Annotated in this window: 24 protein-coding genes and 1 tRNA gene; 14 read left to right on the top strand and 11 right to left on the bottom strand. The window is 58.7% G+C overall.

The genetic code is table 11. The features are described from left to right. Nucleotides 1-8 precede the first annotated feature (8 nt). From ACR0E6_RS04485 to ACR0E6_RS04450, 8 genes are all read right to left on the bottom strand, one after another. Complete coding sequence (locus ACR0E6_RS04485; RefSeq protein ID WP_480581211.1) at nt 9-1,895, bottom strand: AMP-dependent synthetase/ligase; 1,887 nt, start codon at nt 1,893-1,895, stop codon at nt 9-11. A gap of 5 nt (nt 1,896-1,900) precedes the next feature. Then, the gene (locus ACR0E6_RS04480; RefSeq protein ID WP_170518554.1) at nt 1,901-2,674 is read right to left on the bottom strand and encodes an ABC transporter ATP-binding protein; all 774 of its coding nucleotides are present in this window, start codon (nt 2,672-2,674) and stop codon (nt 1,901-1,903) included. Then, entirely contained in the window at nt 2,671-3,435 is a 765-nt protein-coding gene (locus ACR0E6_RS04475) for an ABC transporter ATP-binding protein (RefSeq protein WP_480581208.1), read from the bottom strand. The genes ACR0E6_RS04480 and ACR0E6_RS04475 overlap by 4 nt, the downstream gene beginning before the upstream one ends. Next, nucleotides 3,432-4,529: a branched-chain amino acid ABC transporter permease gene (locus tag ACR0E6_RS04470; RefSeq protein WP_480581205.1), complete on the bottom strand. Its 1,098-nt coding sequence runs from the start codon at nt 4,527-4,529 to the stop codon at nt 3,432-3,434. The genes ACR0E6_RS04475 and ACR0E6_RS04470 overlap by 4 nt, the downstream gene beginning before the upstream one ends. Nucleotides 4,530-4,532: 3 nt before the next feature. Then, nucleotides 4,533-5,408, bottom strand: a complete 876-nt coding sequence (locus ACR0E6_RS04465) for a branched-chain amino acid ABC transporter permease (protein WP_170450732.1) — start codon at nt 5,406-5,408, stop codon at nt 4,533-4,535. Between the two features lie 70 nt (nt 5,409-5,478). Further along, nucleotides 5,479-6,507, bottom strand: coding sequence for an alcohol dehydrogenase catalytic domain-containing protein (locus ACR0E6_RS04460; protein WP_480581202.1), 1,029 nt, complete (start codon nt 6,505-6,507; stop codon nt 5,479-5,481). A gap of 189 nt (nt 6,508-6,696) precedes the next feature. Further along, nucleotides 6,697-7,254 carry a hypothetical protein gene (locus ACR0E6_RS04455; protein WP_480581199.1) on the bottom strand — a complete coding sequence of 186 codons (558 nt, stop codon included), beginning with the start codon at nt 7,252-7,254 and terminating at the stop codon, nt 6,697-6,699. 232 nt (nt 7,255-7,486) lie between these two features. Beyond that, nucleotides 7,487-7,576, bottom strand: a tRNA-Ser gene (locus ACR0E6_RS04450). Between the two features lie 123 nt (nt 7,577-7,699). Between ACR0E6_RS04450 and ACR0E6_RS04445 the strand changes: the two genes are divergently transcribed. The 9 genes from ACR0E6_RS04445 (at nt 7,700) to ACR0E6_RS04405 (ending at nt 15,129) form a co-directional block, all read left to right on the top strand. Continuing rightward, nucleotides 7,700-8,542 (top strand): DUF2059 domain-containing protein, encoded by an 843-nt coding sequence (locus ACR0E6_RS04445; protein ID WP_170518569.1) that lies wholly within the window; start codon nt 7,700-7,702, stop codon nt 8,540-8,542. Beyond that, entirely contained in the window at nt 8,542-9,342 is an 801-nt protein-coding gene (locus ACR0E6_RS04440) for a DUF2059 domain-containing protein (RefSeq protein ID WP_170519763.1), read from the top strand. The genes ACR0E6_RS04445 and ACR0E6_RS04440 overlap by 1 nt, the downstream gene beginning before the upstream one ends. 207 nt (nt 9,343-9,549) lie before the next feature. Beyond that, nucleotides 9,550-10,161, top strand: a complete 612-nt coding sequence (locus tag ACR0E6_RS04435; protein WP_480581195.1) for a 50S ribosomal protein L21 — start codon at nt 9,550-9,552, stop codon at nt 10,159-10,161. Between the two features lie 11 nt (nt 10,162-10,172). Beyond that, nucleotides 10,173-10,442, top strand: coding sequence for a 50S ribosomal protein L27 (gene rpmA, locus ACR0E6_RS04430; protein WP_039535512.1), 270 nt, complete (start codon nt 10,173-10,175; stop codon nt 10,440-10,442). A 95-nt stretch (nt 10,443-10,537) separates the two neighbouring features. Next, nucleotides 10,538-11,146, top strand: a complete 609-nt coding sequence (locus ACR0E6_RS04425; RefSeq protein ID WP_480581192.1) for a LysE family translocator — start codon at nt 10,538-10,540, stop codon at nt 11,144-11,146. Then, nucleotides 11,143-11,679, top strand: coding sequence for a GNAT family N-acetyltransferase (locus tag ACR0E6_RS04420; RefSeq protein ID WP_170450716.1), 537 nt, complete (start codon nt 11,143-11,145; stop codon nt 11,677-11,679). Before ACR0E6_RS04425 ends, ACR0E6_RS04420 begins: the two co-directional genes overlap by 4 nt. A gap of 37 nt (nt 11,680-11,716) precedes the next feature. After that, nucleotides 11,717-12,751, top strand: coding sequence for a GTPase ObgE (obgE, locus tag ACR0E6_RS04415; protein WP_170621802.1), 1,035 nt, complete (start codon nt 11,717-11,719; stop codon nt 12,749-12,751). Next, nucleotides 12,739-13,845, top strand: coding sequence for a glutamate 5-kinase (gene proB, locus ACR0E6_RS04410; protein WP_480581189.1), 1,107 nt, complete (start codon nt 12,739-12,741; stop codon nt 13,843-13,845). The genes obgE and proB overlap by 13 nt, the downstream gene beginning before the upstream one ends. Before the next feature lie 21 nt (nt 13,846-13,866). Next, entirely contained in the window at nt 13,867-15,129 is a 1,263-nt protein-coding gene (locus tag ACR0E6_RS04405; protein ID WP_480581187.1) for a glutamate-5-semialdehyde dehydrogenase, read from the top strand. On the opposite strand, the gene ACR0E6_RS04400 is transcribed toward ACR0E6_RS04405, so the two are convergent. After that, complete coding sequence (locus ACR0E6_RS04400) at nt 15,126-15,722, bottom strand: histidine phosphotransferase family protein (RefSeq protein WP_480581184.1); 597 nt, start codon at nt 15,720-15,722, stop codon at nt 15,126-15,128. The genes ACR0E6_RS04405 and ACR0E6_RS04400 overlap by 4 nt on opposite strands. Before the next feature lie 40 nt (nt 15,723-15,762). On the opposite strand from ACR0E6_RS04400, the gene ACR0E6_RS04395 reads away from it, so the two are divergent. The 5 genes from ACR0E6_RS04395 to tsf all read left to right on the top strand — a co-directional run bounded on the left by ACR0E6_RS04395 (nt 15,763) and on the right by tsf (nt 19,541). Next, complete coding sequence (locus ACR0E6_RS04395) at nt 15,763-15,945, top strand: DUF3553 domain-containing protein (protein WP_170450705.1); 183 nt, start codon at nt 15,763-15,765, stop codon at nt 15,943-15,945. 99 nt (nt 15,946-16,044) lie between these two features. Then, nucleotides 16,045-16,800 carry an L-ornithine N(alpha)-acyltransferase gene (gene olsB, locus ACR0E6_RS04390; protein WP_170450703.1) on the top strand — a complete coding sequence of 252 codons (756 nt, stop codon included), beginning with the start codon at nt 16,045-16,047 and terminating at the stop codon, nt 16,798-16,800. Nucleotides 16,801-16,805: 5 nt separating this feature from the next. Further along, nucleotides 16,806-17,642 (top strand): lyso-ornithine lipid O-acyltransferase, encoded by an 837-nt coding sequence (olsA, locus tag ACR0E6_RS04385; RefSeq protein WP_480581181.1) that lies wholly within the window; start codon nt 16,806-16,808, stop codon nt 17,640-17,642. 166 nt (nt 17,643-17,808) lie between these two features. Next, nucleotides 17,809-18,588 carry a 30S ribosomal protein S2 gene (gene rpsB, locus ACR0E6_RS04380; protein WP_170450699.1) on the top strand — a complete coding sequence of 260 codons (780 nt, stop codon included), beginning with the start codon at nt 17,809-17,811 and terminating at the stop codon, nt 18,586-18,588. A 77-nt stretch (nt 18,589-18,665) separates the two neighbouring features. Further along, nucleotides 18,666-19,541: a translation elongation factor Ts gene (gene tsf / locus ACR0E6_RS04375; RefSeq protein WP_480581178.1), complete on the top strand. Its 876-nt coding sequence runs from the start codon at nt 18,666-18,668 to the stop codon at nt 19,539-19,541. A 366-nt stretch (nt 19,542-19,907) separates the two neighbouring features. Here tsf and ACR0E6_RS04370 read toward each other — a convergent pair whose 3' ends face one another. Both ACR0E6_RS04370 and aroQ read right to left on the bottom strand, forming a co-directional pair. Beyond that, nucleotides 19,908-20,663 (bottom strand): autoinducer binding domain-containing protein, encoded by a 756-nt coding sequence (locus ACR0E6_RS04370; RefSeq protein WP_480581175.1) that lies wholly within the window; start codon nt 20,661-20,663, stop codon nt 19,908-19,910. Then, nucleotides 20,660-21,109 (bottom strand): type II 3-dehydroquinate dehydratase, encoded by a 450-nt coding sequence (gene aroQ, locus ACR0E6_RS04365; protein WP_480581172.1) that lies wholly within the window; start codon nt 21,107-21,109, stop codon nt 20,660-20,662. Before aroQ ends, ACR0E6_RS04370 begins: the two co-directional genes overlap by 4 nt. Nucleotides 21,110-21,141: the final 32 nt, after the last annotated feature.

The following is a 21,141-nucleotide window of genomic DNA, read 5'->3' as shown; positions in this document are numbered from 1 at the left end:
TCCCTTGGTTAACTGTACATATCTTCAATCAAATGTGCGTGTTTCTTTTCCACCAGCCCGCGTTTCAATTTCATCGTGGCTGTCAGTTCGTCATCCTCGGCCGTCAACAATACATCGATAAGGCGGAAATCCTTGATCTGCTCTACCCGCGCGAAATCGGAATTGACCGAGGCGACTTCGGCACCGATCAGGTCCTTGATTTCGGTTGCCGCGCAAAGTGATGCGAAGTTCGAGAAGGGGATTTTACGGTCCTGTGCGAATTTCTCGACGTTTTCCTGATCGATCATGATCAGCGCGGTCAGGTATTTGCGCTGATCACCCACGATCACCGCGTCCGAGATATAATGGCTGAACTTCAACCGGCTTTCGATTTCAGCCGGGGTGATATTCTTGCCGCCCGCCGTGATGATAATGTCCTTCATCCGACCGGTGATCGAAAGAAACCCGTCCTCGTCAATTTTCCCGACATCGCCGGTGCGCAGCCAACCGTCGGTGGTAAAGCTTTCAGCGGTTTTGGCATTGTTGCGCCAGTAGCCCTGAAAGACATTCAGGCCCTTTACCTGAATTTCCCCGTCCTCCGAGATACGCATGGCACACCCCTCGACCGCGCGGCCAATGGTGCCGACGCGGTTGTCTTCGATCGTGTTCAGGGATGCCAGCCCCGAGGTCTCGGTCATGCCAAACCCTTCGATCAAAGGAACACCGATGGCCCAATACCATTTCAGCAGATCAGGTGAGATCGGTGCCGCCCCGGACCCGCCGCGGCGCATTTTGTCCATGCCCAGCATCCGCCGCAGATTGCGCAGCACCAGATGATCCCAGACCCAGAACTGCGCGGCAATGCTGGTCGGGACAGGCTGGCCCGTTGTCAAGTACTCGGCCCTTGCCAACCCGGCCTTTACCGCCAGACCAAAGGCCAACCGGCCCAGCGGCGTGGCATCCTGCGACATGATCTGGACCTGCGCATAGATCTTCTCCCACACACGAGGAACAGCGGTGAACGTGGTGGGCGAGACCTCTTGCAGGTTGGCGAACACTGTTTCCGGGCTTTCGGCGAAGTTGACTGTGCAGCGGGCGGCCAAGGGGAAAAAGACGGAAACATCCCGTTCGAGAATATGGCACAGGGGCAGGAAGCAGAGCTGCTCGTCGCTGGCCAGGGTCGGCAGCGCCCTTGCACCGCATTCGATACCGGCCAGAATGTTCTCGTGACTCAGCATCGCGCCTTTTGGTTGGCCAGTGGTGCCCGAGGTGTAGACCAGCAAGGCGGTGTCCTGCGGTTTGGCTTGCGCAATCTCGGCCTCGAACCGGCCCGGATCTTCGGCTTCGGCCCGTTTGCCAAGCGCATAGAGGTCTTCGATCATCATGCAGCGGGGATGATCCAGATCGTGCAGACCTTCGTCTTCCAGGATGATGACCTTGAGCAGCCCCGGAACGTCGTCTTCGACCTCAAGGAACTTGTCCAGTTGTTCTTCATTTTCAACGATCAGAAACCGGCTGTCGCTGTCATTGATCAGATATTGCACCTGCTTGGCCGCGTCAGTGGTGTAGATGCCCGAGGAAATCCCGCCAACGCATTGAATACCCATATCAAACCAGGCCCATTCCTTGCGGTCTTCGGACAGGATCGAGACCACTTCGCCACGCTCAAGCCCAAGTTTGCGCAACGCCAGACCGATCCATTTGGCATGTTGCCAATAGTCGGCCCAGGAATAGGATTTCCAAATCCCCAAGTCCTTTTCCCGGTGGGCCGTGCGATCACCCAGTTCGGCGCAGCGGGTTTGGAAAAGATCCGAGATCGTGATGCAGCCATCCACACGCACGGGGCGCTGCCCGGGCGTTGCGTTCAACTGCACGCCGTTGATCGTGGTCTGAGGGGGCAGGGGGGTGCTGTCCATCCGTGTCACCTCCACGTCTTTTTCCGCTTCCAGCGGCGGTTTTCCCGCGCGCCTTCTTCCTGCACACCCAGATAGAAGTTCTGGATGTCCTCGGACTGCAGCAGCGTGTCTGCGGCCCCGTCCATGACGATGCGTCCGACCTCCATCACATAGCCATGATGCGCCAGTTCCAGCGCCGCGTGGGCATTCTGTTCAACCAGCATCATCGTCATGTTCTGTTCGTCGTTCAGCCGCTTGAGGATGCCAAAGATTTCCTGCACCAGCAGGGGTGATAGCCCCAGCGAAGGTTCGTCCAGCAGCATGATCTTTGGACTGGCCATCAGGCCCCGGCCAATCGCCAGCATTTGCTGCTGACCGCCTGACAGGGTTCCGGCCTCTTGCCCGCGACGTTCCTTCAAAACCGGAAAATAGCTGAACACCATCTCGCGATCCTGTTCGATCTGGGCTTTGTCCTTGGCCGTGTAGGCCCCGAGGCTGAGGTTTTCGTTCACGGTCAGCAGGGGAAACACCTCGCGCCCCTCGGGGACATGAACGATGCCTTGTTGCACAACCTTATGCGGCTCGGACCCCTGAATATCCCGCCCGTCGAAGGTGATCTTGCCTTTTTCGGGGTCCATGACGCCCGAGACGGTTTTCATCAGCGTGGTCTTACCCGCTCCATTGGCCCCAAGGATCGAGACGATCTGACCCGGATGCACATCCAGCGAGACACCGCGAATGGCCATGATCGGGCCATAGAAGCTTTCTATATTGCGGATTTTCAGGATCGGCTCGCTCATAAGGCTTTCCCCAGATAGGCCTCGACCACGGCCGGGTGGGATTGCACCTCGGCGGGTGTTCCGAGCGCCAGTTTGGCCCCATCCGCCATCGCCAGAACCCGGTCAGAGACGCCCGAGACCAGACCCATGTCATGTTCGACCATAAGCACGGTGATCCCCATCTGCCGCCGGATGTCATCGATCCACCAGCGCATATCCGTGGTTTCCTCGACCGACAGGCCTGAGGCTGGTTCGTCCAGCAGCAACAGCTTTGGATCGGTGGCCAGCGCGCGCGCCACCTCGACCACTTTGCGCACACCATAGGGCAGGCCCGAGATCATTTTGTCGCGATAGGCCTGCAGGTCGAGGAAGTCGATGATCTGTTCGACCTTCTCGCGGTTTTCCAGTTCCTGCCTGCGGGCCGAGGGTAGGAACAGAACCTCGGACAGCAGGTTGGTTTTGCGGTGCCGGTGCCGACCGACCAGCAGGTTTTGCAGCACGGTGGCATGTTCGAACAACTCGATATTCTGAAAGGTCCGCGCCACGCCAAAGGCGGCCACGCCCGAAGGTTTCACCCGCAACAGATCATGCCCGTCAAAGCGGATCGAGCCCGCGACCGGGTCATAGAAGCGTGAGATCAGATTGAACACAGTGGACTTGCCCGCGCCGTTGGGGCCGACGATGGCAAACACCTCGCCCTCCTCGACCTCAAACGACAGATTGTCGACCGCGGTGACGCCGCCGAATTTCAGGGTGACGTTTTCGAACTCCAGCAGACTCATCTCAGACGCTCCGTCTTGAGGTAGGATTTCTGCCGTTTGAACATGTCCTTGCGGTAGAAGGGGAACAGCTCGAACCAGGTGCGGATTTTTAGCCAGCGGCCATACATGCCCAGGGGTTCGAACAGGATGAAGGCGATCAGGATCATGCCGAAGATGCCGAATTCGAGGCCGGGAATGGCAACCGTGTTGCCGCCGAACAGGGCACCAACGTACTCCTTCGAGATCGACAGAAATTGCGGCAGGAAGCCGATCACGATAGCCCCCAGAAATGCGCCGTGGATCGAGCCCAGCCCGCCGATCACGATCATCATCAGCAGCTGGATCGAGATCAGGACCGAGAAGGTCTCGTTGTTGAACGCCCCGGAAAACATGCCCATCAGTGCACCTGCCCATCCGGTCACGGCACAGGAAAGCGCGAACGAGATCATCTTGGTGCGGGCGATATCGACACCCATGGCTTGCGCAGAAACTTCGGAATCCCTCACGGCGATGAAGCTGCGCCCCAAAGGTGCGCGCAGCAGGTTGATATAGCCCAGCGTGACCAGAACAGCGACGCTCAGCACCAGCCAGAAGAATGGGGCGGGGGTGCCCCAGCGATCAACGCTGAGGCCAAAGATGTCGACGCCGCCGATGAACTTGCCCGCCACGCCACCCGTCAGAGGCTCGGCCAGAACGATCACGTCATCCATGAGGATCGACAGGGCCATGGTGAAGATCGCCAGATAGATCCCATGCAGGCGCAGGGCCGGGATGGCGACGGTGACTCCGGCTATTCCGGTCAGGACACCGGCCAGCGGGAAGGCGATCAGAAAGGGCACTCCAGCCTCGATCAGGATCACATTGGCATAACAGCCAAAGGCCAGAAATGCAGCGTGGCCGAGGCTGACCTGCCCCGTATGACCGGTCAGGATCATCAGCCCCAGACCGGCGATGGCCCAGATCAGGACATTGGTCAGCTCACCCAGATAAAAATCATCCAGCCACCACGGGGCTGCCGCGACGACGACCAGCAGGAGCAGATACAGAACCAGTTGGTAGCGGTCCTTCCAGGGCCGAATATCCTGCATGTAGTTGGTTTTGAAAACGATACGCATGGGTCAGACCTTCTTGACCCGAACCTGGCTGAACAGGCCGTTGGGCCGGAAGATCAGCACGGCCAGCAGCAGCGCATAAGGGGCGATCTGGCTGTAGCCTGCGGCGATATAACGGCTGGCAAACGGCTCGATCACGCCGACGATCAGACCACCCGCCAACGCGCCGGGCAGGCTGCCGAAGCCGCCAATCACGGCGGCAGCAAAAGCCTTGATCCCCAGCAAGCCCGTCGTTGGATCGACCGAGCCCTTCGCGGCGAAGAGAATACCGGCGATCCCGGCCACAACTCCGGCCAGCGCCCAGATGAACCCCTGCACGCGCTTGACCGGAATGCCCATGTAATAGGCCGCCAACTGGTTCTGTGACGCACCCTGCATCGCCAGCCCCAGCTTGGTTCTGCTGAAGAACACATAAAGACTCCAGGTCAGCAGGATGGTGACGACGATGACAGCAACGTCCTCCATCCCCAGAACAAGCCCGCCAAAGCGGACCTCTTTTCCGGCCAGTGGGTTTTGCAGTGTCTGCGGCTCGTGCCCCCAGATCAGCCCGGCGACAAAGCGGATCACAAAACCCAAAGCGATGGTCAGGATGACAACGGCGGTCTGGCTTTGGCCAAACATGCGACGGATGATCAGGCGATCCAGCAGATACCCCAGCGCCCCCATGATCCCCAGAGAAATCGGCAATGCCATCCAGAAAGGCAGGCCCATATATTCGGTGTTTGTCAGGCCGATCGTGACAAAGGCCCCCAGCATCATGAAATCGCCCTGTGCGAAATTCACCGCTTCGGTCGCCTTGTAGATCAGAACAAAACCAAGCGCGATCAGGCCGTACACACACCCGTTCGCCAGCCCGCTGATCAGCAGCTGCGCGTTATCCAAGCTCACCCTCCCCATGCCGGTTATCCGGTTCATGTCCAACCCGCACAGCAAAGGTGCGGCGTTCGTTCTACTATGGCGTGATAATCACCTTCCCGTCACTCTTTTTTAGCGCATCGGCAAGATTTGGGATCAGATTCCTGAGTGTAAGCCGTTCTGACACATCGGTTTTCCATCGCCCATCGGCAAACCGGGCCTGAACTTCGGTCACAACGCGCATCTGGTCTGCGGGCGGCGTGGACATCATCCATTGCGTCAGCCAGAAGCCTTCGATCCGCTTGCCCATAAAGATCAACTGGCCGGTTTGCGTCAGCGTCGGGGCCTCGCTGCCCAGCTTGCCATAGCACACCCACCGCGCCTTGTTTGGCATGGCGCAGAACACCTGTTCCGAGAGTTGATCCATCACCGCATCCAGAAACATGCGCGGCTTTAATGTGCGGCTCAACTCGGCAAATTTCTGGCCCACATCAGAGTCCGAGGTGACCAACACTTCGGACGCGCCGAGGTCTTTGAGCGTATCGACAGTCTCGGCCCGCCGGACCAGAGCGATGGGTTTCAGACCCAGATCGCGCCCCAAGCTGCACATCAGCTTGCCCAGTTGGCTGGTCGCGGCCGAGATGACAAAGGCGTCGCCTGCCTCTTTCGCCATGTCGACCATTGCCATCGCGGTCAGCGGGTTGACGATCTGCGCCGCTCCGTCATCGTCTGAAATATCCGGGCGTAGCGGGATGCACATCTGCATCTGGGTCACCACATACTCGGCCCACGCGCCGGAACCTGCCGCCACAAAGGCCACGCGCTGATCCTGTAACGACTCGGCCCCTTTGCCGGTGGCCACCACATCGCCGCACCCCTCAAAACCCGCCGCAGCCCCCTTGACCCGAGGTTGTCCGTATTCGCCCTTGATGAAATGCAGATCCGATGGATTGACCGAGGCCGTACGCAGCTTGATCAGAACCTGACCTGGGCCGGGCTGGGGAACGGGCAGTTCCGCTTCGGCCAACCAGTCACCGGCATTCTCGATCACCGGGCCAGTCATGGTGCCGGAATACCCCTCATGCCTGAGGATGGTTGCGAACATGGAAGAGGGGATATCGGTCACGGTTACGTCCTCAAAATTGTCGCCGTTGTACCTCTTGAATCCGAAGGACCCTGCGATATGGCGATGGTTTGGGTGTAACGTGAGCCAAGCAAATGGGGGCTGCTGCGTCAATCGCGCGGATACCTGACCCAACGGAAGGGACGGTGACGTCCAAAAGGGGTCAGCCCTGAAAGCTGACCCCCATTTTTTTTATTGCTGCGTCAACAGATTGCGCAGGTCCTGGATCTTTTGCAGAATTGTCTCGGGCGAGGCTTTGATCTCATCAAAGATCTGGACCGCCTGGGTTTTCAGCTCTTCCGACAGCGCGCTGTCCTGGACTGAGGCAACCATGGCGTCATAGTCGAACTGTTGCGCGGTCAGCATTCCGTCCTGCAGCCACGAGTTAAAGAGTTCCTGACCCTGACCTGCCAGCGCCGCAACCTGATCGCCGGCCTGCTCGGCCGCATCCGCGGCTTGATCCGCGACCGAAGACGCGGCCTCGGCTGCCTGATCCGCAGCAGCATCCAACGCTTCCGAGGCGGTATCCTGCGCGGATTCAACCGCGTCAGTCACAGCCTCTTGCGCGTCGGCCACCGCGTCGCTTGCCGCGTCTTGTGCCTCTGTCGCCGCATCGTTCACAGCTTCGGCTGCATCTTGTGCGGCGTCCTGCAGTTGCTCGGCCGGGGTGGGCTCGGGTTGGTTCAGATAAAAATAGCCGCCAGCGCCGATTGCAGCGATGACAATGGCCAGAATAAGAGTACGCGACATGTGAATCTCCTTTGGAATTTGTGTCGCCGGGATGCGGCAAAACTAACTGTTCTCAAAGGGGAATTCCGCGAGTTTTTCTGCATCTGCGAGATATGCGCCATGCTACGCTGATCCAGCCGGTCCGGCACGGCAATAACACGCCAACCCGCACGATGATCTTGGATTTCTGGCCGCACACCACTTGAAAGTTGCGCGCCCTATGATGTCGGAATTTCTGGCTACTCTGATTGAGTGGCGGAGAGACAGGGATTCGAACCCTGGGTGGGCTTGCACCCACAACGGTTTTCGAGACCGCCCCGTTCGACCACTCCGGCACCTCTCCGCGGGGGTCTGTGAGGGGGGGATTTAGTGAGGAACGGGCAGGGGTGCAAGCAGAAAATTCCTCAAATTCAGAAAGCCGTGATTTTCCATTGCCTGCCGGATCAAAACACCTAGGCTGATGGGTATGACACATCATGCCCAACGCCTTGCTCTTTCGTTTTTGGCCCCGCTTATCGCGCTGTTGCTTTTGCCTTCACTTGTGGCCGCAGCCAATCGTGACCGGATTGAGGCTTTTCTGACCACCACGGGATTTGACGTTGCCCTGGAAAGCATCGCACTTGCGTCCGGGTCGGCACCGCAAATGCTTGGAATAGACCCGGACGGATTCGGCTCGGACTGGACGCGCCTGACGGAAGAGGTGTTCGACACCGAGGGCATGCATGAAACAGCCGTGTCGATCCTTGAGCAGACCCTGAATGACGAGGCTTTGAACCATGCGGTTGACTTTTATGCCTCGGATCTGGGTCAGCGCCTGGTCGTGGCCGAAAATGCCTCGCACCTGAAAGAGGATGAGGACGGCAAGCAACTGGAAGGACAGCAGATCTTTGCCGCGCTGGTCGAGGCGGGGTCGCCACGGGTTGAAAGCTACAAGCGCATGAACGCGGCGATTGACTCGTCGGGGACTGCATTGCGGGCCTTGCAGGAGATTCAGGTGCGGTTTCTGCTGGCGGCAAGCGCTTCGGGCGTTATCGAATTGCAGCTGAGCGCGGATGAGTTGCGGGAAATGCTCAAACACAATGAGGCCGGGATGCGCCAATCGCTGCAATTGTCGGGGCTGGCGGGGGCTGCGTATACCTATCAGAGCTTCTCGGACGCCGAAGTGGATGACTATGTCGAGGCGCTGGAACACCCTCTGATGCAGGAAGTCTACGAATTGCTGAACGCAATCCAATACGAGATCATGGCCATGCGGTTCGAAGTTCTGGCAGCCCGAATGGCTGAATTGCACCCCGCGCAAGACATATGATGCGTCTGCTGACACTTATTCCCGCGCTGCTTTTCTGGGTTGCGCCCGGCTTTGCCAGTGAAAAGGTCGAACGGCTGGCCCTGGCCATGCATTTAATGCAGGCGATGGACATTATTGTCGACGAAGGCGACACCCAGCGGCAGGAACTGGACAAGACCCTATTGGACAATTCCGGTGGCGAGTTCTTTGAGGCGCAGGTCGAGGACATCTTTGACCCTGTCTGGATGCGCAACCGGATGACCGACGCTTTTGAGGTCGGACTGACCGATGCTCAACTGGATCAGGCAATCGTGTTTTTCGAAAGCGACCTGGGACAGACCATTATCACGCTGGAAAACTCGGCCCGGCGGGCATTTCTGGATGAAACCATCGAGGATATGGCACGGGAGGCTTATGAAAATGCCTCGAAGGACGACGTGCATTATGAACTGGTGGACGAGTTTATACAGGTAAACGATCTGATTGACCTGAACGTTCAGGGCGCGCTGAGTGCCGATTACAATTTCTTCAAGGGGTTGGAATACGGCCCCAGCTCTGACGATGCCGAGTTGCTGGCGCAGCTTTTGGCCGAACAGGATGCGGTTACCGCAGATACGACCTCATGGGTCTATTCCTTTCTGCTGATGGCCTATGCCCCGCTGGACGAGACGCAGATGCGCGAATACATTGCCTTTTCCCGAACCGAGACGGGTAAGGCCCTGAACGACGCCTTGTTTGACGGGTTCGACCGGATGTTCGATGGAATTTCCTTCCGCTTGGGCGAGGCCGTTGCACAGGTTCTGAACGCCCCGGATCTTTAGGCCCGGTTGGGTGTTGACTTTGCCACGCAATCTATGGATAAGCGCGCATCCCGGCCGGTTTTCCGCGCCGGGTCTCGTTATTATTTGACCCATCGGGATTGTCCCGGGGTCGTCACACAGCCCGAAAAGGGCGCGCTGTTCGAGGTGGCGAAAGCCGGCAACACCCATACGGGGACCACAGAACGCGGGTATGAAAAGGAAAGACGCATGTTTGCGGTCCTCAAGACTGGCGGCAAGCAGTACAAGGTTCAGGCGGGTGATATCCTCCGCGTTGAAAAACTGGCTGCCGACGCAGGTGAAAAAGTTCAATTCAACGATGTTCTGATGCTGGGCGGTGACGCTCCGGTTGTTGGTGCACCTTTCGTTGAAGGCGCAGGCGTACAGGCCGAAGTGATCGAACAGATCAAAGGTGACAAGGTCATCAAGTTCGTCAAGCGCCGTCGTAAGCACAGCTCGAAGCGTACCGTTGGCCACCGTCAGAAGCTGACTCTGGTCAAAATCACCGACATCCTGTCGTCGGGCGCTGACAAGTCGGGCATCAAAGCTGCAACCGGTTCGGCACCGGCAGGTGAGGCGGCTCCGGCTGCAAAGCCCGCCAAAAAAGCTGCTGCAAAAGCAGAAATTCCGGCTGCCGCTGCTTCTGACGATCTGACCGCGCTGAACGGTGTCGGCCCTGCCGCTGCCAAAAAGCTGGCCGAAGCCGGTATCGAGAGCTTTGCCGCTCTGGCCGCCTTGTCGGACGAGCAGATTGCTGCTATCGACACCATCAAAGTGAAACCCGAATGGGTTGAGCAAGCCAAAGAGCTGGCTCAGGGCTAAGGAGAGAGAGAATGGCACATAAAAAAGCTGGCGGTTCCTCCCGTAACGGTCGCGACTCAGCGGGTCGTCGCCTTGGCGTGAAACTCTATGGTGGCCAGGCAGCCATCGCAGGCAACATCATCGTACGTCAGCGCGGCACCAAGTTCTGGCCGGGCGAAGGCGTAGGCATGGGCAAGGATCACACCATCTTTGCAACCACCGATGGCGCCGTGAAGTTCCACAAGGGACTGAAAAACCGCACCTTCATTTCGGTCCTGCCAGTGGCGGAGGCCGCAGAGTAAGCCGAAACCCATAAGGTTAATAAAAAATTCATGGGGGACCGGCAGAAAGTGCCGGTCCCTTTTTCGTTTTAACGCAGTCGTGATTGACCACCCGAATGACAGTCGCCACCACTAGTTTCCTGATCTTTGCCGCCAGCCAGGTCGGCACGCCGGGACCAGCCAATATGGTCCTGCTGGGAACAGGTGCGCGCTATGGTTTTCGGGCGGCGTTGCCTTTTGTGGGCGGCGTTATTCTGGGCAAGCAGTTGATCATCTGGCCTGTTGGGTTCGGGCTGATGCAGGTGGCCGATCAGGCGCCGTTGGTGTTTGAGGTGCTGAAATATGCCTCGGCCGCTTATATTATCTGGCTGGCGTGGAAGATTGCCAATCTGCGGCTGTCGCGCGGAAACGCTGACACGCAAGTGCCGGGTTTTCTGGCCGGGCTGATCGTTCACCCACTGAACCCCAAGGCCTGGGCGATGATCATTGCCGGGTTTACGGGCTTTGTGGCCGCGGGCACATCAAGTTTTGAAGCGACGTTAACAATCGCTCTTTGCCTGTTGTTTTGTCAGGTCTTATTGCACCCGGTCTGGACTTTTGCAGGCGATCGGATCGCCCAGACGGTTGAAGGTCGGCCTGCGGAAAAATATCTGATGTGGACGTTAGCCAGTTTAACCGTTGCGTCCGTACTTTTTGTGTTGTTCGGAGGAGGAACGCACTCATGAAACTTGAGACGATAATCAATCAGCCGGTCATCGAAACCGAGCGGTTCGACCTGCGCCCCCTGCGCCGGTCGGATATGGGTCTCATTGAACATTATGCAGGCGATGAGCGCGTGGCGCGGATGACGACGTCGATTCCGCACCCATTGCCACCGGGCTCGATTGAGGCCTTTGTGACCCGTTCGATGGCCGAAGACCGGGACGAAGACGTCTGGGCGATGGACGCCACCAAGGATGGCGGGCCTGAACTGATCGGCCTGATCTCGTTGCAGCGGCTGGATCGCAACCAGTCCGAGGTCGGCTATTGGGTCGCTCCGGTTTACTGGAACACAGGCATCGCGTCCTTGGCGGTCGAGGCTCTGGTTCTGGCGAATCCGCTGGAAAACTCGACCATGTTCGCCAGCGTGTTTCAGGACAACCCGGCCTCGGCCCGGGTGCTGACCCATTGCGGGTTTGAATATCTGGGGGACGCCGAAAGCTATTCGGTGGCGCGCGACGCAAATGTGCCCACCTGGACCTATAGTAAAAAACTCTGACTTGTGGCCGATGGGGCCTTTGCAGTAGGGGACTGACATGAAATTTCTCGATCTTGCAAAGGTCTACATCCGGTCCGGGGCCGGCGGTAGCGGCTGCGTCAGCTTCCGACGCGAAAAATACATCGAATACGGCGGACCCGATGGCGGGGACGGCGGTAAGGGCGGGTCTGTCTGGGCCGAGGTTGTGGATGGGCTGAACACCCTGATCGACTTCCGCTATCAACAGCATTTCTTCGCCAAGAACGGCCAACCCGGTCGCGGTCAGCAACGCACCGGCAAGGATGGTGACGACATTATCCTGCGCGTGCCTATCGGGACCGAGATCCTGGACGAGGATGAAGAGACCGTCATTTGCGACCTGACAGAGGTTGGACAGCGGTTCCTGCTGGCCAAGGGCGGCAATGGCGGGTTCGGCAACCTGCACTTCAAATCGGCCACCAACCAGGCCCCGCGCCGCGCAAATCCGGGGCAGGCGGGGATTGACCGCACCATCTGGCTGCGGCTGAAGCTGATCGCGGATGTGGGTCTGCTTGGCATGCCCAACGCGGGCAAATCGACCTTTCTGGCCGCCACGTCGAATGCCCGGCCCAAGATCGCCGACTATCCGTTTACGACGCTGCATCCCAATCTGGGTGTTGTTGGCGTCGATAACGTCGAATTCGTCGTGGCCGATATCCCCGGCCTGATCGAAGGGGCGCATGAGGGGCGGGGGATCGGCGACCGGTTCCTAGGACATGTGGAACGCTGCGCGGTTCTGCTGCATCTGGTCGATGGCACCTCGGAAACCGTGGTCGAAGATTATCGCACCATCATCACCGAACTCGAAGCCTACGGCGGAGAGCTGGCGGACAAGCCGCGCATCACCGTGCTGAACAAGATCGACGCTTTGGACGAGGAAGAACGCGACCTGATCAAGGCCGAACTTGAAGAGGCAGTTGGTGGCCCCGTCATGACCATGTCAGGTGTTGCTCATCTCGGCGTGACCGAAGTGCTGCGGGCCTTGCGCGCGCAGATCGACGAAAACCGCCTGCGCCAAAAGCCCGCTGAGGAGGCTCAGTCTTGGCAACCCTGACCGCAGCACGCCGCTTGGTGGTCAAGATCGGGTCTGCCTTGCTGGTGGACCGGCACACCGGTTTGCTGCGCTCGGACTGGCTGAAATCACTGGCGCAGGACGTGGCGTGGCTCAAGGGGCAGGGCGCGGATGTCATTCTGGTGTCCTCCGGCTCAATCGCATTGGGTCGCGGCGTTCTGGGATTGCCGATGGCAGACTTGCCACTGGAGAAATCGCAAGCGGCAGCGGCAGTGGGTCAAATCAGGCTGGCGCGCGCCTATGAAGAGGCGCTTGCCCCTCATGACATCACCACGGCTCAGGTGCTGGTTACGCTGGAGGACAGTGAGGATCGGCGGCGCTATCTGAACTCGCGCGCCACGCTTGAGACTTTGTTGGGGCTGGGTGTTGTGCCCATCGTCAATGAAAACGACACCGTCGCCACGGACGAGATTCGCTATGGCGACAATGACCGTCTGGCCGCGCAAATCGCGGTGACGGTCGGGGCCGATCAGCTGATCCTTCTGTCCGACGTCGATGGGTTCTATTCCGGCAATCCGAACGAAGACCCCTCGGCCACCCGCTATGACACCATCGACACCATCACGCCCGAGATTGAGGCGATGGCAGGCGATGCCGGGTCCGGCCTGTCCAAAGGCGGGATGAAGACCAAGTTGCTGGCCGCCAAAATGGCGACTGCGGCGGGCTGTGACATGGCGATAACCGAAGGATCGCCCCTCAACCCATTGAAATTGCTTGAAAATGGCGCGAGCTGCACGTGGTTCACGGCGACGTTGGACCCGCATGCAGCCCGCAAGCGCTGGATCTCAGCCATGAAACCACGTGGGGAGATCAAGGTGGATGCGGGTGCCGCAAAAGCGCTGGCCAATGGCAACAGCCTGCTGCCCGCCGGTATCGTCGAAGTCACCGGAGATTTCGGGCGCGGCGACCCCGTTGCAATCCTCGACCCGCAGGCGCGGCGACTGGCGCAAGGGATCAGCCGCTATACCGCGCAGGAAGCGGACGCGATCAAGGGGCGCAAATCCTCGGAGATTGAGGCGACGCTGGGCTATCCCGGTCGCGCGGCGCTGATCCACAGGGATGATTTGGCGCTGTAATGGCGCAGAAAGGCATATGATATGAAGGACCTCGACAATATCCCCGCCCTGATGGCCGACCTTGGCAAACGCGCCAAAGAGGCTGCGCGCGAACTGGCCTTTGCCAGCGCCGAGCGCAAACATGCGGCCCTGATCGCGGCTGCTGAGGCCGTTTGGGCCAACCGTGCGGAAATCATCGAGGCCAACAAGAAAGATCTGGAGTTTGGTCGTGACAAGGGCCTGAGCCCCGCAATGATGGATCGCCTGATGCTGGACGAATCCCGCATTCAGGGCATGGTTGACGGGCTGCGCACTGTCGCGGACCAGACCGACCCTGTGGGTGAGGTGATCACCGAATGGGACATGCCCTCGGGCCTGAATATTCAGCGGGTGCGCACGCCGTTGGGTGTGATCGGCGTGATTTACGAAAGCCGCCCCAATGTGACGGCAGACGCTGGGGCCTTGTGCCTGAAATCCGGGAATGCGGTGATTCTGCGCGGTGGATCCGAAAGCTTCCACTCCTCAACTGCCATCCACGCGTGTCTGGTCGAAGGGTTGAAGGCCGCGAAACTGCCTGAGGATGCGATTCAACTGGTGCCGACCCGGGATCGCGCCGCGGTTCAGGAATTGCTGACCATGACCGATTACGTCGATGTCATCGTACCCCGTGGCGGCAAAGGCCTTGTCGGGCTGGTTCAACGCGAGGCGCGCGTTCCGGTTTTCGCGCATCTGGAAGGCATCGTGCATATCTACATCGACAAAGCCGCTGACCCGCAAAAGACGCTGAACGTGGTGCTGAACGCAAAAACCCGCCGGACCGGAATTTGCGGCGCGGCTGAGTGTCTTCTGGTCCATCAAGATGTCGTAGACACGCTGGGGCGTGACGTGATCGCGGCGCTGATTGCAGCGGGTGTCGAGGTCCATGCCGAGGGCGCTCTGGCCACAGAAGGGACCGTCGCAGCCACCGCCGATGATTGGGGCAAAGAGTTTCTGGACAGCATCATCGCTGCCAAACCCGTTGCCGATATCGACGCGGCGATTGCGCACATCCAACAGTTCGGCTCGAACCACACCGACTGTATCATGACTGAGGACACTGCTGCCGCAGGGCGCTTCTTCGAACGGCTCGACAGTGCGATTTTGATGCACAACGCCTCAACCCAGTTTGCTGATGGTGGTGAATTTGGGATGGGCGCTGAAATCGGGATTGCCACCGGCAAGATGCATGCGCGCGGACCGGTGGGCGCGGCGCAACTGACCAGTTTTCAGTACCTGGTGCGCGGCAACGGCACAACCCGCGCCTAAAACCGAAGGGCGGCGCGGGTTGAGTTGGTTTCTACGCTAACCCGCCGCCCCATCGCGGTCGCCGTCTCCGGCAGAAGGGCAAACTGCACCTGCGCGGGCGTGATCTTTTTGGGAAACCGCCCCGTTGTGACGTTCTTCCAAAGATCAGGGTCGACATTTAACTTGTCCGCCGTCCCGGTCACCTGCCAGCCGGTACCATTGACTGAAATCTCGACCTCGCCACCCAAGGGCATCGCACTTTCGCAACACATCAGCGCCAGAAAGGCCAGCTTGACCTGATTGCGCGGCACCGGCTCGGTCAGGTTCCAGTTCACCCGCACACGTCCGGCGCGTTCGATATCCTTCAGCAATTCAGCGACTTCGGTCTTCCCCAGCGGCTGATCGCTGGCCGACCCGAACGCCACCCGAAAGAACCGGATACGCGCGCCCGCGCTGCCAACACTGCCCGAGATCAACTCCATCTCGGGGCCCTGCACTGCGCCAACCATGTCCAACAGTTCCAATCCGTTGGTGATTGCCCCAATCGGGCTGATCAGATCGTGACAGATCCGCGAGCCGATCAGCTCGGCCAGGTTGACGTCCGTAGCGCCCATGCGTACCTCCTGCTGTATCTGCCACCGGACCGGAGCCCAAATGTCAGACCTCAATGCCATTCTTGCACCGGGCATGTATGTCCGCCACCCGGATTTCCCCGATTGGGGTATCGGACAGGTGCAGTCCAACATCGCAGGCAAGATCACCGTTAACTTTCGCGAGCAGGGGAAAGTGGTAATCGACGGGACACGCATTGCCCTGGTGCCGGTCTTTGATCCGTGAAACTGGTTTAGGAAAGGTTAACGCTGAACACCAGATGTGGCCGTGTTGCCTTTACGTGAAAACCTGCGGTATCAGCCGGGGGCAATTCAAAGGATAGACATGCCGGATACAGGCCCCTCATTTACCATCAAACTCGCCGAAACCGAGGATGACCTGCGCGCCGCGCAACGGCTGCGCTATGATGTGTTCGTGCGCGAACTGGGCGGCGGCGGCGAGATGGTCGATCACGACGCGGGTCTGGAACAGGACAAGTTCGACCCGTATTTCGATCACATGCTGGCCATTGACGACCTGAGTGGCGAAGTTGTGGGCGTTTACAGGCTGTTACCGGGCGAACGTGCTGCGGAAATCGGGCAGTTCTATTCCGAAGACGAGTATGATCTGACCGTCTTAAAGCAAAGCGGACGCAAGCTGTTGGAATTGGGCCGGTCCTGCCTGCATGCAGATTATCGCGGTGGTACTGCGATGTATCACCTGTGGAATGGCTTGGCCGCCTATGTGAACGAACGCGGGATCGAAGTTCTGTTCGGCGTCGCCAGCTTTCACGGCACCGATGTTCAACCCCTCGCGCAATCCCTGTCCATGCTGCACCACAACCATCTGGCCCCCGAGGATCTGCGGGTGCGGGCACAGCCGGACGTGTTTCAATCGATGGATCTGGTCGCGCCCGAAGACCTCGACCGCCGCGCCGCGATGGTGCAGGTGCCCGCGCTGATCAAAGCCTATTTGCGTTTGGGTGGATTTGTGGGCGAGGGGGCCTTTATCGACCATGCGTTCAACACCACGGATGTTTGCCTGATCCTGGATACCGCCCGTATGAACGAGCGGCAAAAACGCATCTATGGTGGGGCATAACCGGCGTGAACGATCCATTGTGGAATAGTGACGAGGCACCTGACCCGATCAATCTGGGTCCGCTGGGCTGGGTTCTTGTCATCTTGCGCGGGGTGCCTCTGGCGCTTTTGGTGTTTGGGGGCCTGATCGTCCTTCTGACCATTCGCCTGTTCGAACTCCCTCTCTTCGGGGTTCGTCGTCCGATTACTCCGTTCATCGCGCAATTTGTGTGCCGCAATGCACTCCGGTTTCTGGGTATCGGTTTTCGAACGTCGGGCGAGTTGATGCAGCAGCGCGGAGCTGTGGTGGCGAACCACACGTCCTGGCTGGACATCTTCGCCCTGAACGCGCGCAAGCGGATTTACTTTGTGTCCAAGGCCGAGGTCGCGAAATGGCCCGGAATCGGCTGGCTGGCCCGTTCGACCGGAACCGTATTTATCGAGCGGAACCCAAAAAAGGCGCGCGAGCAGACCAAAGTGTTCGAGTCTCGCCTGAAGGCCGGACACAAACTGTTGTTCTTCCCCGAAGGGACTTCGACCGATGGATTGCGGGTTTTGCCATTTAAAACAACGCTCTTCGCGGCATTCTTCGCAGATGAACTGCGTGATTTTATGTATGTGCAGCCTGTTTCCGTCGTGTTTCACGCGCCAAAGGAGCAACCGGATCGGTTCTATGGCTGGTGGGGTGATATGGAGTTCGGTCCGCACCTTCTCAAGACACTCGGCGCACGGCGTCAGGGTTCGGTCGAACTGATTTACCACGCGCCCGCCAAGGTCAGCGACTTTGAAAACCGCAAGGCGCTGGCGGCGCATTGTGAAGAGGCTGTGCGGCATGCGCACAGCTTGGCGCGGCTTGAAAAATAAGGGCAAAAGGCCCTTGCACTGCATCAAAACCTGCCGTATACGCGCGCCATTCAAACCCGCAGGTGGGGTTTGGGCTTTTTGAGGGAGACATCCTCATCAAGACCGCCGGTTGGAGCATCCGCTTCTTTCACCCCCGCCCAGGCGTAAACCGGAAAAGGAAAATAGCATGGCTCTTCCCGAGTTCTCCATGCGTCAGCTGCTGGAAGCTGGCGTTCACTTTGGTCACCAGACACAGCGTTGGAATCCCCGCATGGGCCCGTTCATCTATGGTTCGCGCAATGGCATCCACATCATGGACCTGACCCAGACTGTTCCGATGCTGGACCAGGCGCTGCAGGCCGTTCGTGACACCGTTGCAAAAGGTGGCCGCGTTCTGTTCGTTGGTACCAAGCGTCAGGCCGCCGGCCCGATCGCCGAAGCCGCTGAAAAGTCGGCTCAGTACTACATGAACCACCGCTGGCTGGGCGGCACGCTGACCAACTGGAAAACCGTTTCCCAGTCGATCAACCGTCTGAACCAGATCGACGAAGCGATGGAATCAGGCGCCGAAGGCCTGACCAAGAAAGAGCGTCTGGGCATGGAACGTGACCAGGCCAAGCTGCAGGCGTCGCTGGGCGGTATCCGCGAGATGGGCGGCGTTCCTGACCTGCTGTTCGTCATCGACGTCAAAAAAGAAGCACTGGCCATCGCCGAAGCCAACAAGCTGGGTATCCCGGTTGTGGCCGTTGTCGATACCAACTGCTCGCCCGACGGCGTTGACTATATCATCCCCGGCAACGACGACGCAGCGCGCGCCATCGCTCTGTACTGCGATCTGGCAGCCCGTGCCGCGTTGGACGGCATGACCGCTCAGCTGGGTGCCGCAGGCGTTGACCTGGGCGAGTTCGAAGAAGCCCCGGTTGAAGAAGCCGTTGCAGAAGAAGCTGAAGCACCTGCCGAAGCGTAAGCTGCCCGTCACGTAAATGACATATGGGGCAGGGTATGACCTGCCCCAATTCCGTTTGAATTGAGGAGAGCCAAGAGATGGCAATCACAGCAGCAATGGTTAAAGAACTGCGCGACGCAACCGGCGCAGGCATGATGGACGCAAAAAAAGCGCTGACCGAAACCGGCGGCAACATGGACGAAGCCGTTGACTGGCTGCGCACCAAAGGTCTGGCCAAAGCGGCCAAGAAATCGGGCCGTACCGCAGCAGAAGGTCTGGTTGCTGTTCACGTCAACGGTGGCAACGGTGTTGCTGTCGAAGTGAACTCGGAAACCGACTTCGTTGCGAAAAACGCCGAGTTCCAGGAAATGGTTGGCAAGATCGCTTACGCAGCCGAAGGCGTTGCAGATGTTGACGCGCTGCTGGCCGCTGATCTGGGTGGCAAATCCGTTGCCGACACCCTGACCGACAAGATCGCCACCATCGGCGAAAACATGTCGGTACGCCGTATGGCCAAGCTGTCGGGCGACACTGTTGTGTCCTACGTCCACAACGCAGCCACCAACGGCATGGGCAAAATCGGCGTTCTGGTCGCGCTGACCGGTGGCGACGAAGCAATCGGCAAGCAGGTTGCGATGCACATCGCGGCTGTGAACCCGGCGGCCCTGTCCGAAGCGGACATGGATCCGGCTGTTGTCGAAAAGGAAAAGCAGGTTCAGATGGACATCGCCCGCGAATCCGGCAAGCCGGAGCAGGTGATCGAGAAGATGATCGAAGGCCGCATGAAGAAATTCGTCGCGGAATCGACTCTGCTGAACCAGTCGTTCGTTGTGAACCCTGACCTGACCGTTGAAGCAGCGGCCAAAGAAGCGGGCGCAACCATCACCGGCTTCATCCGTCTGGAAGTTGGCGAAGGCATCGTGGTCGAAAAAGAAGACTTCGCAGCCGAAGTCGCCAAAGCAGCGCAAGGCTAAGCGACCATTCAGGGCCTCGTCAGAGGCCCGACACAACAAAAAAACCGGTTACGCCCAGCGTAACCGGTTTTCTTTTTGGCCAACGTCAGGCCGACGCAAACCAAGAGGAAGAAGGATGGAGGGCCCCGCATGATGGGGATGGTCGAGGCCCCCCAAATTTCCGACCTCGTGACGCGGACAAATAGGCGCCTCAGTGTCAGAGTGACCAGAGAGCTCTGAAATTGCAAAGATCTGATCGATGTGTTCCCTGGCTAAAGCCACCACTCACGGAACAATATCAATCTGCAACTTTATCGCGTGAACCGGAAGTCATGATTTCCTTACCTAAGGTAAATTGACGCAGTTTAGCGTCAGAAATCAACGACATCAGGCCTCCATGATGAACATTTGGTTGTGTAGCGAGGCCTTGAGGACCGCTTGCGCCGTGGTTTCAACCGAAAGCGACTCGCGCGCGAGCCTCAGGTGCTTTTCCACGGTGGCCGAGGTCAGCCCCATCAACAGCGCAATGTCCTGAGTCGTCTTGCCATCCCCGACCCATTGCAACGCCTCGCGCTGTCGTTTGGTAAGCGCCCGGTTCGGGGGATTATACGGCAGGGTCAGGATCTTGAGATGCGCCATGTTGTTCATCAACAGGATGTCTTCGCCATGCTCTGCCCAGATCTCGTCAACTTCATTCTGACTTGGCCCACCTTTTGCGGACAGTGAAATCGCACCCTTCGACCGCATTGAGACGGAATTGAAGCTAACCGTGTAGCCCGTCACAACGCCCATCGACTTGTTGAACTCAAAGACCTTGCGTTCCTGCGCCGTCATACGACCGCTGGACATCATGTCCTGGATCATCCGCCAACTGGCAGCGCCTTCGTTGTCCAGCGCCCATTTGAGCATCGGGGCATGGAAGTACAGTCCGCCCTTCAGAAAACCATCCACGTAGTTGTGGCAGTGATTGGTCAGGATCACGAAATCCTCGGGGTCGCCCAGCGAGGTTTCTGTGCGGAACTGCGTATAGCCATAAATCAGCCGGTCAAAGCCATATTCAGCCATCTGCCGGCAATGCGCGTCCCACAACTCTTCCAGGGTTTTGGCGTAGCTTACGAAATGCAGGTATTCTTTCAGAGTCATCCGGCACCTCTTGACCCCAAATGGGCGGCCAGCGCGTCAAGCGCCAGAACATAGCTCTGCGCCCCGAACCCGCAAATCTGCCCCAGTGCTACCTTTGCGATATAGGACGTATGGCGAAAGGTTTCGCGGGCGTGGATGTTGGACAGATGAACCTCGACCATCGGAAGTTCGACAGAGGCAATCGCATCCATCAGCGCGATAGAGGTATGCGTGTATGCACCCGCGTTAAGAACCAGACCGTCCTGCGCGCGCCGCGCCGCATGAATCGCGTCGATCAACGCGCCTTCGTGGTTGGATTGGAAATGCGTGACGTTCAGACCGATGGACGCACCATGTTCGACACACAAATCCTCGACCATCTGCAAGGTGGTGCTGCCGTAAACCTCGGGCTGGCGCGTGCCCAGCAAATTAAGGTTCGGACCATTCAAAACCAGAACGTTATTCATGTCTTTACTATCCCCATTACAGGTTCATAGAC

Source organism: Ruegeria sp. AP12, from assembly GCF_056540025.1.
The sequence above is the reverse complement of the archived record's forward strand: the minus strand, read 5'-3'. Positions and strand labels throughout refer to the sequence as shown.